Origin of the sequence: Vibrio harveyi, from assembly GCF_030060435.1 — a bacterium.
GTDB classification, from domain to species: domain Bacteria; phylum Pseudomonadota; class Gammaproteobacteria; order Enterobacterales; family Vibrionaceae; genus Vibrio; species Vibrio harveyi.
On record NZ_CP125875.1, the window covers coordinates 2,542,404 to 2,554,869 of the forward strand.

Sequence of the window (12,466 nt, forward strand, 5' to 3'; positions counted from 1 at the left end):
GCCCACACAGATTGATAGGTTCTTATTTTTAAAGAGCAGACTTTGAAGTTCTCTTCAAAGTGGACGGTCATTTTAGCGAGATAACTTGCCGTGTCAAACACTTTTTTAAGTTATTTCTCTGTGAGTTAACTTCTAACTCACTGACCTTGTCATCTTGGTTTCGCTTAGCTTGCTTTCCTGTGACAACGGAGGCGCATTATAGGGAGTTCCCTAAGGAACACAAGCCTATTTTTCAAAAAAACTTGGCTTTTTAGTTCGTTCGTATAGAAAACAAACAAAACTCAATAAAAGTGTATTAAAAAGGGGGCTATCGCCCCCTAAAGTTTGAACTTTATCCCACTTTTCAGTGCATCAATGCAATTATTGATGAGCAATGATTTGGTCATTGCTAACAATCAGCTGTACTTTCTTGTCTGGTAATATCTCTCCAGCCAAAATCGACTTCGCTAATGGGTTTTCTACATTCTGTTGAATTGCACGTTTTAAAGGTCGTGCACCATATACTGGGTCGAAGCCAACTTGGGCGATCAAATCGAGGGCTTTATCAGATACCTCAAATTGGTAGCCTTTTTCTTCTAAACGTTTAGCCAAACGTTCTAGTTGAATAGACGCAATAGATTTAATGTGTTCTTGACCTAGTGGGTGGAAGACGACACTTTCATCAACACGGTTTAAGAATTCCGGACGGAAGTGTTTGCTTACAACATCCATCACCTCATTCTTGATTCCTTGGTAATCCAGAGTAGCAAAGTTCTCTTGAATACGAGCCGAACCTAAGTTCGATGTCATAATGACGACCGTGTTACGGAAATCCACCGTACGACCTTGTCCGTCAGTTAAGCGTCCGTCATCTAATACTTGCAGTAGAATATTGAACACATCAGGGTGAGCCTTTTCTACTTCATCTAATAAGATGACGGAATAAGGTTTACGACGAACCGCTTCAGTTAAGTAGCCCCCCTCTTCATAGCCGACATAACCCGGAGGCGCACCAACCAGCCTTGCCACAGAGTGTTTCTCCATGAACTCTGACATATCGATACGTACCATGGCATCTTCACTATCAAACATGAAGCTAGCGAGTGTCTTACACAGCTCTGTTTTACCTACGCCTGTTGGACCTAAGAATAAGAAGGAACCAATTGGTTTATTTGGATCGGATAAACCAGCTCGGCTACGACGGATAGCATTCGATACCACCTCAACCGCTTCAGCCTGGCCAATGACACGTTTATGCAGAACATCTTCCATACGGAGTAATTTCTCTTTTTCTGCTTCAAGCATTTTTGAAACAGGAATACCCGTCTGCTTAGAAAGCACTTCTGCAATTTCATTGTCAGTAACCTTATTACGCAGTAGCGTCATCTCTTGCATTTCTGCTTGAGTTGCTAGGTCTAATTGCTTTTCTAATTCAGGAATACGTCCATACTGCAGCTCAGACATACGGTTTAAGTCACCAGCACGACGAGCAAAGTCCATATCCATACGAGCTTGTTCTAACTCACCTTTAATATGTTGCGTACCTGATAGTGCTGCTTTTTCAGCATTCCACACTTCTTCAAGCTCTGCATACTCACGCTCTTTCTCGTTCAACTCATCGTTAAGCACATCCAAACGTTTTTCACTCGCTTCATCATGCTCGTTGCTCAGCGCTTGCTGTTCGATTTTCAGTTGAATGATTTTGCGCTCAAGTTTGTCTAGCGACTCTGGTTTAGAGTCAATTTGTAGACGAATACTAGAAGCGGCTTCATCAATTAAATCGATCGCTTTGTCGGGTAGTTGACGATCAGAAACATAACGATGCGACAAGCTAGCCGCCGCAACAATCGCCGGATCTGTAATTTCTACGTGATGGTGAAGCTCATAGCGTTCTTTTAAACCACGCAGAATTGCAATGGTATCCTCAACACTTGGCTCATCCACCAGCACTTTTTGGAAACGACGCTCAAGTGCAGCATCTTTCTCTATATACTGACGGTATTCATCTAGTGTTGTAGCGCCCACACAATGAAGTTCACCACGAGCCAGCGCTGGTTTTAGCATGTTACCGGCATCCATAGAGCCTTCACCTTTACCTGCGCCAACCATAGTATGAAGCTCATCAATAAACAGAATGACGTTGCCTTCTTCTTTGGCTAGTTCATTCAATACCGACTTCAAGCGCTCTTCAAATTCACCACGGTACTTCGCGCCCGCAACAAGTGCGCCCATATCTAATGAAAGCACTCGGCGACCACGTAGCCCCTCTGGAACTTCATTATTAATGATGCGCTGAGCCAAACCTTCTACGATTGCTGTTTTACCAACACCTGGTTCACCAATGATTACAGGGTTGTTTTTAGTACGGCGTTGCAATACTTGGATGGTACGACGAATTTCGTCATCACGACCAATAACCGGATCCAACTTACCCTGCTCTGCACGTTCAGTAAGGTCTATGGTGAACTTTTCCAACGCTTGTCGAAGTTCTTCCGCATTCGGGTCATTAACCTTTTGGCCACCTCTGATCTTTTCGATCGCTTGACTCACTTTTTGCTCGGTCAAGCCCATCTCTTTCAATAACTGACCAAGTGGACCACGGTCTTCTAATGCTGCAAGCAAGAAGACTTCGGAGGAAATGTAGGAGTCCTGACGCTTTTGAGCCACTTTGTCACACAAATTGAAAAGCGTACCCATAGAGCTAGACAGCTGAACATCACCACCGATGCCACTGACTTTAGGCAGTCGATCTAACATTTCGCTCAATTTAGAGCGTAGATGAGTCACGTCGACATCTAACATTGTTAGCAGTGGACGAATTGGGCTACCGTTCTGATCAAGCAATGCCACCATTAGGTGCACTGGTTCGATATATTGATGATCGCGCCCTAACGCTAGTGACTGAGCATCAGAGATAGCGATTTGAAACTTGCTTGTGAATCTATCAAGACGCATATCTTCCTTCCTAACCTCAACTGAAGAAAATTCTTTTGACAGTTAGAAAGATGGATACGCAGAGAGGGAATTTCAAGGGAGAGAATTAATAAAGATAGCTTTGCAAAAATGAAGCTATGCATCTTTGTACTTTTGGGTTGTAGTGGTTAGTCCTCGATCCAAATAAAAGTCGCTTGTCTACCCGTCACACCATCACGACGATATGAGTAAAAATCTTCTCTATTTTGGAAAGTGCACAATCCGGAATCAAATACTTGAGTGACCCCAGCTTTGTTAAGACGTTGAGTTGCAAGCTTGGACATATCAGCCAGCCACTTACCTTCAACATTACGAGGTGTAAATGCTTGATGCGCTTGAGAATCAAAATCTAAAAAGGATTGTAAGACATCCTCACCCACTTCAAATGCTTGAGGTCCAATTGCAGGACCAAGCCACGCTATTACTTCACCAGAAAATAGCGCTAGTGCATTTTCAACAATACCATTTGCTAAACCGCGCCAACCAGCATGCACGGCTGCCACTTGGCTGCCCTGTGTATTGGTTAATAGAACAGGTAAACAATCTGCAGTCATCGCAGAACAGACAATATTATTTGAAGAAGTAAACACACCATCAGCGTCAAGTACTTGTGTTGTTGGTGTGCTTACTTGAGCTACCACAGTAGAGTGAGTTTGATTCAACCAAATTGGCGCATTTGGCATATTCGCTTGTTGCGCCAACCAATTACGGTTCTTCTCTACTATAGACGCATCATCCCCAACATGCGTACCAAGGTTCAACCCTTGATATGGCGAAGTCGAAAAGCCTCCGACTCTTGTAGAGGCGAAAGCTTTAACATTTTTCGGCGCGGACCAATTGGGAACAATCGTCTTCATATTAGAACTCGTCAGGTAGACCGAACTCTTCTGTATCTTTACGCAGCGCTTCTGTCATCTCTACCATGTCATCAGGAACTGGAGCGTGGAACTCTAGCTCTTCACCAGTGATAGGATGTTCGAAACGTAGCATTACCGCGTGCAATGCTTGACGATCAAAACCACGAATCATGGCTGTTAGCTCTTCCGATGCACCTGTTGGGATACGAGCACGACCGCCATAAGCAGTATCACCGAGTAGCGGATGCTGTAGGTAAGACATATGAACACGGATTTGGTGCGTGCGACCGGTTTCTAGACGAAGACGGATACGTGTGTGTTCACGGAAATGCTCTGCAACACGGTAATGCGTTACCGCCGGTTTACCCAGAGGCGCAACTGCCATTAGCGTACGCTTAGTCGAGTGACGGCCAATTGGCTGATCCACTTTACCACCCGCTGTCATACGACCGATTGCAATCGCTTCGTACTCACGGGTGATGTTACGTTTTTGCAAAGCGCGAACCAGACGAGTTTGTGCCGGAACAGTTTTCGCAACCACCATCAGACCAGTGGTGTCTTTATCTAGACGGTGTACGATACCTGCACGAGGTACTTCGGCGATGTCTGGGTAGTGATGCAGCAATGCGTTTAGTACTGTGCCGTCTGGTGTACCCGCTCCTGGGTGTACAACAAAATCACGAGGCTTGTTGATTACGATGATATCTTCATCTTCGTAGACGATATCTAGCGGGATATCTTGTGCTTCCCAGCGTTCTTCATCTTCCAGCTCGGCTTGCAAGGTAATTTCCTCACCACCCATTACTTTGGTGCGAGGTTTAGTGACAACTTCACCATTCACTTGTACCTTCCCGTCAAGCAACCACTCTTTCAAGCGAGAACGAGAGAAGTCCGCGAACAATTCGGCGATAGCTTGGTCTAAACGTTGACCTAACTGGCTATCTTTTACGGTGTTGGTTAAAACAATCTGCTGAGCCATATCGAACTTTTTTAAAAACTGTGAGACTAATGCTCACGACTGTGGAAAAATAGACTATTACGTCATTGTATCTGTTACTGGAAAGAAAGTAACGGCAGCTTAAGAAATATTTAGATTCAAGGAACAGACTCCTGATATGAAACATCAGACTTTAACAGGCCTTTTAGCGGTATCCCTTCTGTTTGGCTGTGCAAGCAAAGAAGAAATCGTTCCTGATGTGCCACCTTCTGAACTGTATGCAGACGCGCAAACTTCTCTGCAAAGCGGTAACTGGCTTTCTGCCATCGAGAAATTAGAAGCTTTGGATTCGCGTTACCCGTTTGGTGCCTACTCTGAGCAGGTACAACTTGACCTTATCTACGCGTACTACAAAAACGACGACCTAGCACTCGGTCTAGCAACTATTTCTCGCTTTATGCGTTTGAACCCGACTCATGAAAAAATGGACTGGGTATTGTACATGCGTGGTTTGAGCCACATGGCACAAGATCGTAACTTCATGCATGACCTATTTAACGTTGATCGCAGTGACCGTGACCCAGAGCCCGTTAAGAAAGCATTTGATGATTTCAAAAAACTGCTAGAGCGTTACCCGAACAGCCCATACGCGGAAGATTCACAGAAACGCATGGTGGCGCTGAAGAACCGTCTTGCAAACTACGATCTTGCGACAGCAGATTTCTACTTGCGTCGTGAAGCTTGGATTGCGGCGATTAACCGTTCTCAAGAGCTTCAAAAGACTTTCCCTGATACAGAAGCAGCTCGCAAGTCGCTTGAGATTCAACTAGAAGCTTACAAACAGTTGAAACTGGATGACGCCGTTGCCAGAACGGAAGAGCTTATCAAGCTAAACCCAGCAAACTAATCCTCAACCGCCACAGCTCAAACTGTGGCGGTTTTGTTTTCCCTTCTTATTTTTGCTCCACCCGCTAACTTGATGATTTTTTGAGCGCTACTTATGCTTAAAGTTCTCCTTCACCATCAACATGGATGTGAACGTGACATTATCAAAGTTATGGATAGGATTGCTGCTTCTACTCTCAGCATCGAGCTTTTCTCTTGAGCTCTCCCCTCTTAGACAACCACCTTACACGGGGGATCTGGATGTCATTAAAGAGAAAAATGTTTTACGCGTATTAGTGTCTGCCGACCTTGGTTTCTATTACATAGAAGGTGGAGAACCAAAAGGCATTGGTGCAGAACTATTGGCTCATTTCGAAAAAGAGCTCCGTAAGCTCAAACCAAAACTCAACATTCAAATTATCCCAGTTTCACGCGATGAGTTGCTACCTTCTCTTGAGCAAGGTTTAGGGGATTTAGTGGTTGCCAATCTCACCATTACCGATGCACGCAAGAAGCTGGTCGATTTTAGCGATCCTGCTATTACAGGGATTGAAGAATGGGTCATCACTAACAAAAAAACACCAGCAATGACGAAGATTGAACAACTGAGTGGCAAAGAAATTTGGGTTCGTGCCAGTTCAAGTTATTTCGAGAGCATTCAGGTATTAAACAAACAGCTTAATAAAAAAGGCTTACCACCAGTGGTGGTGCACTTTATTGAAGAGACGCTGCAAGACTATGAACTGGTAGGAATGCTAAACAATGGCTATATCAAAGCTATCGTACTTGATAGCCACAAAGCCAAGCTGTGGATGAACTTTATGGATGACATCCGAGCACACACCAAGATTCCGATTAGAGAAGGGGGTGAAATTGGTTGGGCCATGCGCCATAACAGCCCGGAGCTAAGAAAAGCGGTCAACAAGTTCATCCAAACTTCCAAGTCAGGAACACTACTGGGCAACGTCATTTATGGAAAATACATCGATAACACCAATTGGCTCAACAAAGCACTGAACCCCAAAAAGATTGCTCAGCTTGAAAAGCTCTCATCACTGTTTGCTAAGTATGGGGAGAAGTACGACTTTGACTACCTCCTCATCGCAGCGGTGGCCTATCAGGAATCAGGGTTCGATAACAGTCTAGTATCAAGCCGTGGTGCGGTTGGTATTATGCAAATCTTACCGAGTACGGCGAGTGACCCTAATGTGAACATTAAGAATGTCCGTAATCTAGAGAACAACGTTCATGCAGGGGTGAAATACTTAGCGTTTCTTCGCCGGTATTACTTCAGTGATAGCAACATAACTAAAGAGAACAAGCTCTACTTAACGTTAGCTGCATACAATGCTGGACCTGGAAACATTGAGAGAATGCGTAAACGTGCCGCTCAGCAAGGTTACGATCCGAATGTATGGTTCAATAATGTGGAGGTCGTAACACGTAGAAGCTTAGGGGAAACCATCAGGTACGTAACGAATGTGAACCGCTACTACGTGATCTACAAACAGTTAGAAAGTCTCGACCTAGCAAAAACTCTCGATAATGTTCTGCTTGTGCCTGATGACCCTGTCTTTATGACGCCATTGCGCAGCGTCAGCCAAACGCCTCAATTGAAAACACACTAGCTAGAAACCAAAAACGCCGCTCATTTGTTGAGCGGCGTTTTTGAATCTAACTTATTGTGCACTTTAAGAGTGATCTGATTCACATCTTTGATCTGGTTAATTTTTAACTAACTAGAATTACAGGCCGTATAACTCCCCTAAAAACGGGTTAGTTTTCAGCTCAGTACTCTATCCAATCTAATGATTTCGAATCCGATAACAAGCAATTTTCACATAAATCTCAGCAGTTCTTGAGTGAGATCACATTCATTTTTCATCTCGAAAAACCCATCCAAAAAAGCGATCTAGATCACATTCTTTTCTCCTCAAAGCGGTAATCTGAACTCAACCCATGAGGGATGAAACAGAGGAAAAACATTTATGACAATGAACATTACTGGTAAAAACATCGAAATCACCTCTGCAATCCGCGCTCATATTGAGAGCAAATTTAAAAAGCTGGAGAAATGGCAAGTAGACATCATTGGATGCCAAGCAACATTCAGCGAGGAACCAAACAAACAGAAGAAATTCGAAGCCGTTATTAAAGTTCCTAAAGGCCAGCTAATCGCCTCAGCAACTCACGAAGATCTTTACGCAGCTATTAATGAAGTGGAGCAAAAACTAGAACGACAACTGAATAAGCTGACCCACAAACCTGAAGCTCGACGTGCGAATAAGCCTGAGCTAGTGGAAGAAGAAGAGTAAAACGTCCAGATTGAGGAAGTAGCGCCGAAAGGCGCTATTTTTTTGCTTGACGCTCCCCGCCTGCTTGCTTATTGTGTTTAAACACTCACAAATTAAGCACTATTTATGCACTCAACTAACCTGTTTCTTTTTGACTTCTTTTTCCTTCCATAGTTGGAGGGGCTAACTCGTTTGTGAAAGAAAAGTCAAAAACAAACAGAAAGCCTCCCAAATCGGGGGGCTTTTTTTATAAGGAAAGAATTGATGACTGACCAACCTATTTCCCTGGAAGAAATTCGTTTACGTTTGAATGAACTCGATGACGAGTTATTAAGCCTGCTGTCCGAACGCCGTAAGCTCAGCATTGAAGTCGCTAAAAGCAAAGTTCAAACTTCGAAACCTGTTCGTGATGCCGTCCGTGAACAACAGCTTCTAGTAAAACTGATCACCAATGGTCGTGATAAATACGAACTCGACGCTCAGTACATCACCAAACTTTTCCATACCATCATTGAAGACTCGGTCCTTCTTCAACAAAGCTACCTACAAAACCTTGTTAACCCACAGCAAAGCCGTAAGCCACTTGCTCGTGTCGCTTTTCTTGGTGCGAAAGGCTCTTACTCACACCTTGCAAGTCGCGAATACTTCAGCCGCAAGAACACAGAGTTAATTGAACTCAACTGTGAACACTTCAAAGAAGTGACTCAAACGGTCGAATCAGGTCATGCTGATTATGGTGTGCTGCCAATTGAAAACACCAGTTCAGGCTCGATCAATGAAGTCTACGACCTACTGCAACACACAACGCTGTACATCGTTGGTGAACTGACTCAACCAATTGAACATTGCTTGGTGGCAACCAAAGACATTCGTCTTGAGAACATCAAAACGCTTTACTCTCATCCACAACCACACCAACAATGCAGCGAGTTCCTGAGTCGCATGAAAGGCGTGAAACTAGAATCTTGTGCAAGTACTGCAGATGCGATGCAAAAAGTGCAAGAGCTCAATCGTGATGATGTAGCGGCAATCGGTAATGCTTCAAGCGGTAAGCTTTATGGTCTACAAGCGATTCAGGGCAATATCGCAAACCAAACCGAAAACCACACACGCTTTATCGTAGTTGCGCGTAAACCAGTAGAAGTATCGACACAGATCCCTGCAAAAACCACACTGATCATGTCGACTTCTCAAGAAGCAGGCTCACTGGTTCAAACGCTATTGGTACTTCAACGTTACGGCATCAATATGACCAAACTAGAATCACGTCCAATCATGGGTAACCCATGGGAAGAAATGTTCTACGTTGACCTTGAATCTCATCTTGGTTCGAACGAAATGCAACAGGCAATTGATGAGCTAACTAAAATCACTAAGCACTTGAAAGTACTAGGTTGTTATCCAAGTGAGAACGTGAAACCGACTCAAGTTAAACTGAGCTAAAAGACATCCATAGGTAAAAAGATCATGGCAGGCCAAAAAGTCGTTATCGCATCACTTAACCCAGCGAAAATCAAAGCCGTAGAGAGTGCTTTTCACAGCGCTTTCCCTGAGCAGAAGTTTGAATTCATTGGGGTCAGCGTTCCAAGTGAAGTCGCAGATCAACCAATGACAAATGATGAAACGCACCTCGGAGCTCTGAATCGCGTTCGTAACGCTAAAGCCGAAATAACGAATGCCGATTTCTATGTCGGTTTAGAAGCAGGTATTGAAGGGAAAGTCACATTTGCTTGGATGGTGATTGAATCTGATACGCATCGCGGGGAATCTCGCTCTGCAAGCTTGATGTTGCCACCAGAAGTACTACAGAAGCTTAAATATGCCAATGAACTTGGTGATGTGATGGATGAAGTGTTTGGTACCGACAACATCAAACAGAAAGGCGGTGCAATTGGGTTGCTAACTCAAAACCAACTGACTCGTAGCTCGGTGTATCATCAAGCTTTGATTCTGGCGTTGATTCCATTTACGAATCCCGAGCACTTCCCTGCGAATTTATAACTGCTTTTAGACTCATGGCTAAATAATACACGAATTAAAAAGGGCGGTTTTTCCGCCCTTTTTACTGTCTATGATATAGAAACTCAAACGACCTTACTGAGCACCTTGCTCGAGCAACGTCTTGAGTTTGTCCTTATCGACTTCCGACTTTGACTTCAACTCATTTGAGCCGCGAGTGATCGTTGCTATGCCAACCCCCAGCATTTGACTGATTTGACGTTGAGAAAGCTCACCTTTCAGCAATTCATTCAGAATGTTCACACGTGCGGTGAGTGATTCTCTCTCATCCGGTGTCATTAGCATGGTCAACAACATCTCATGTTGCTGGTTATCCACACTTGAGCGGATCAATTCAACAATCTGCTGCCAGTCTTTGTACTCAGGTTCGTGTGACATCAAGTTACCTCACTCAATACTTGGTATTGATCTCATTTGGGGTCAAGAACGCACCATCGACACCTAAAAGGTCACGGTAATACGTTTCAAACATCAAAATGTTCTGCACATAACCGCGAGTCTCTTTAAACGGAATCGCTTCAATAAAGGAATAAGCGTCCACTTTTCCTTGGGTTCGCTCTCGCCACGTTTTTACTCGGTTAGGTCCTGCATTATAAGCGGCGAGCGCAAAAATACGATTATTATCGTAATCCTCCATTAACCCTTGTAAGTAATGGCTACCGATTTCAATATTCTTACCTACATTGTACAAGTCTTCCGTACCTTGGTATTTAAGCTTGTATTTACGAGCAGTGTACTTCGCGGTTGCAGGCATAATTTGCATCAAGCCACGAGCACCAACGGGTGAGCGAGCCTCAGAGTCCAGTGCACTTTCTTGTCGAGCCAAAGACATCATAGTAATAGGATCGATGTTATGTTTCTCGGCATAGAAATTAAACCACCAGCGGTGAGCGACAGGAAAACGCAGAGGTATGTTGTCCCACATTTTAGCTTGAATACTCGCTGTTACCGTTAAATTATGCCAACGTTTAGAAGCAGCATAAGCCGCCAACATCTTTTTCTCTTCTTTACCAACACGACGCAGCAAATGTGCCCATTCACTTTTGGCAGCAGCAATTTTGTCGGTTTCAATCAACTCTTCAATTCGCACTAACGATTTTTGGTAAGGTTGAACAACCTTTTTATCGAGCTTCACGGTACTCGATGGATACTTAATCGACTGACCAATCGCATTCGCTGCAGCAACACTATAAAAATTCCGTTGACCCGCCAATTTAGCCAAGCGCTGTTTGCCCGCGACTTTATCACCCAACGCCATCTCACTGCGTCCTAACCAGTATTGCCACCGAAGCGTCGCTTGTTCTTTTTCATTTAAAACTGCAATCCACTTCTGTACCCCTTTCCAATCACCATTTTGAATCGATAAACGAATGCGGCTTTCAATCAAGGGTAAATTCTTACTCGATTTCGTCTTATCATCACGCCATTGAGCCAACGAATCTGACTCGGTACGAATCAAACGAATCGCAATATAGTCAGCTAATGCTTGCGCTTTCTCTGGTGAAAACTTCTGTCCTTTCACAACGATTGCGTAAGCGTCTTGCGCCTTTTTTGTATCCTTACGCGCTAGTTTTTCTAACGCGAATTCACTTTGAGCACGGTTGAAATCATTAGCAGGTTGTTTCTTAGCAAATGCAGCGACCGTTTCTGGTTTATCAAACAGTGCCTTCATCGCTTTGGCTTGCTGCTGCGCCTTGCTTGATTTAGGCAGTTTTTGTAGGTAACTCAATAAACCACCGTTACGCGCATCAAACGCCAGCAACATGCGTTGTAAGATAAGTTCATCAGAGCGCTCACCCGCTTTATCCCACGCAGAGAATAATGGGTCACACTCATCTGCAATGCTGCTGCCACGCAACCACATGTGTTCTGCACCTTTGAACGCAGCCACTTGTTTGCCTTGATTTAATTGGGCGACGTAAAAAATACATTGATAGCGCTCACCACTTGGTTCCACTCTCTGAAACTCAGTAATGGTTTTCCAATCTTTCTGACGATAAAGGTTATCTAAGTAAGGGGCACGAATTCGACGTGAGAATGGAAAAGCCTCATGGTCTTTAATAAATTCGTCTACCTGTTGTGGAGACTTACTCGATAATTGCCTCAGAAACACCCGATAATCCACATAAGGAGTCAGTGGATAGTTGGCGATTTTTGAACGGATAGATAAGTAACCATCAATGTCATTCTTATCTAATAGGTCTTGAGCTTGTTCATAGACCTGGCGCTGCTTTTCTAAACTCAGCGCAGCGTTTGCTGATACGCTAACCGCACATAAAGCGGCTGCATAACATACTCTTTTAGCCAATTCAGATACGTTGAATCTCATGTGCGTCATTTTCCTCAGACGTTTATCACTCCATGCCTTACTAATGAAGAATACAAAGCGTAGTAAGTCATAAAGCATATGCATCTATTTACACCGTATTAAGTTCTCATTGTAAAGCGACTTGATGTAATAAATGTTGTACTCGTGAAACTTTAGAACCCTTAAAGACAAATAGATTCCCAACAATCCATTC

Annotated in this window: 10 protein-coding genes and 1 other annotated feature; of the genes, 5 read left to right on the top strand and 5 right to left on the bottom strand. The window is 43.9% G+C overall.

Translation table 11 applies throughout. The features are described from left to right. Positions 1-360 precede the first annotated feature (360 nt). The 3 genes from clpB to rluD form a co-directional block, all read right to left on the bottom strand. A complete protein-coding gene (gene clpB / locus QMY49_RS12090; protein WP_005447963.1) occupies positions 361-2,934 on the bottom strand; it encodes an ATP-dependent chaperone ClpB in 2,574 nt (857 codons plus the stop codon). 146 nt (positions 2,935-3,080) lie between these two features. Next, on the bottom strand, positions 3,081-3,809 hold the full coding sequence (pgeF, locus tag QMY49_RS12095) for a peptidoglycan editing factor PgeF (protein ID WP_017190120.1): 729 nt from the start codon (positions 3,807-3,809) through the stop codon (positions 3,081-3,083). 1 nt (position 3,810) lies between these two features. Next, positions 3,811-4,788 carry a 23S rRNA pseudouridine(1911/1915/1917) synthase RluD gene (gene rluD, locus QMY49_RS12100; protein WP_005447961.1) on the bottom strand — a complete coding sequence of 326 codons (978 nt, stop codon included), beginning with the start codon at positions 4,786-4,788 and terminating at the stop codon, positions 3,811-3,813. Positions 4,789-4,924: 136 nt separating this feature from the next. Between rluD and QMY49_RS12105 the strand changes: the two genes are divergently transcribed. The 5 genes from QMY49_RS12105 to yjjX all read left to right on the top strand — a co-directional run bounded on the left by QMY49_RS12105 (position 4,925) and on the right by yjjX (position 9,926). Then, positions 4,925-5,653 carry an outer membrane protein assembly factor BamD gene (locus tag QMY49_RS12105; protein ID WP_005447960.1) on the top strand — a complete coding sequence of 243 codons (729 nt, stop codon included), beginning with the start codon at positions 4,925-4,927 and terminating at the stop codon, positions 5,651-5,653. Positions 5,654-5,774: 121 nt separating this feature from the next. Next, positions 5,775-7,259, top strand: a complete 1,485-nt coding sequence (locus QMY49_RS12110) for an MltF family protein (protein WP_009697650.1) — start codon at positions 5,775-5,777, stop codon at positions 7,257-7,259. 360 nt (positions 7,260-7,619) lie between these two features. Beyond that, complete coding sequence (gene hpf, locus QMY49_RS12115) at positions 7,620-7,946, top strand: ribosome hibernation-promoting factor, HPF/YfiA family (RefSeq protein ID WP_005447957.1); 327 nt, start codon at positions 7,620-7,622, stop codon at positions 7,944-7,946. 108 nt (positions 7,947-8,054) lie between these two features. Continuing rightward, positions 8,055-8,176, top strand: a sequence feature (Phe leader region). A gap of 13 nt (positions 8,177-8,189) precedes the next feature. Next, the gene (gene pheA / locus QMY49_RS12120) at positions 8,190-9,368 is read left to right on the top strand and encodes a prephenate dehydratase (RefSeq protein WP_005447956.1); all 1,179 of its coding nucleotides are present in this window, start codon (positions 8,190-8,192) and stop codon (positions 9,366-9,368) included. A 24-nt stretch (positions 9,369-9,392) separates the two neighbouring features. Continuing rightward, on the top strand, positions 9,393-9,926 hold the full coding sequence (yjjX, locus tag QMY49_RS12125) for an inosine/xanthosine triphosphatase (protein ID WP_009697648.1): 534 nt from the start codon (positions 9,393-9,395) through the stop codon (positions 9,924-9,926). Between the two features lie 93 nt (positions 9,927-10,019). Here the strand turns inward: yjjX and trpR are convergent, their stop codons facing one another. Together trpR and sltY are read right to left on the bottom strand one after the other, a co-directional pair. Then, entirely contained in the window at positions 10,020-10,322 is a 303-nt protein-coding gene (trpR, locus tag QMY49_RS12130; RefSeq protein ID WP_005447954.1) for a trp operon repressor, read from the bottom strand. A gap of 13 nt (positions 10,323-10,335) precedes the next feature. Further along, entirely contained in the window at positions 10,336-12,282 is a 1,947-nt protein-coding gene (gene sltY / locus QMY49_RS12135; RefSeq protein WP_017190117.1) for a murein transglycosylase, read from the bottom strand. Positions 12,283-12,466 lie beyond the last annotated feature (184 nt).

Coding starts and splice junctions, on each gene's coding strand:
- clpB (WP_005447963.1), bottom strand. CDS start 2,934: ATGCGTCTTGATAGATTCACAAGCAAGTTTCAAATCGCTATCTCTGAT.
- pgeF (WP_017190120.1), bottom strand. CDS start 3,809: ATGAAGACGATTGTTCCCAATTGGTCCGCGCCGAAAAATGTTAAAGCT.
- rluD (WP_005447961.1), bottom strand. CDS start 4,788: ATGGCTCAGCAGATTGTTTTAACCAACACCGTAAAAGATAGCCAGTTA.
- QMY49_RS12105 (WP_005447960.1), top strand. CDS start 4,925: ATGAAACATCAGACTTTAACAGGCCTTTTAGCGGTATCCCTTCTGTTT.
- QMY49_RS12110 (WP_009697650.1), top strand. CDS start 5,775: ATGGATGTGAACGTGACATTATCAAAGTTATGGATAGGATTGCTGCTT.
- hpf (WP_005447957.1), top strand. CDS start 7,620: ATGACAATGAACATTACTGGTAAAAACATCGAAATCACCTCTGCAATC.
- pheA (WP_005447956.1), top strand. CDS start 8,190: ATGACTGACCAACCTATTTCCCTGGAAGAAATTCGTTTACGTTTGAAT.
- yjjX (WP_009697648.1), top strand. CDS start 9,393: ATGGCAGGCCAAAAAGTCGTTATCGCATCACTTAACCCAGCGAAAATC.
- trpR (WP_005447954.1), bottom strand. CDS start 10,322: ATGTCACACGAACCTGAGTACAAAGACTGGCAGCAGATTGTTGAATTG.
- sltY (WP_017190117.1), bottom strand. CDS start 12,282: ATGACGCACATGAGATTCAACGTATCTGAATTGGCTAAAAGAGTATGT.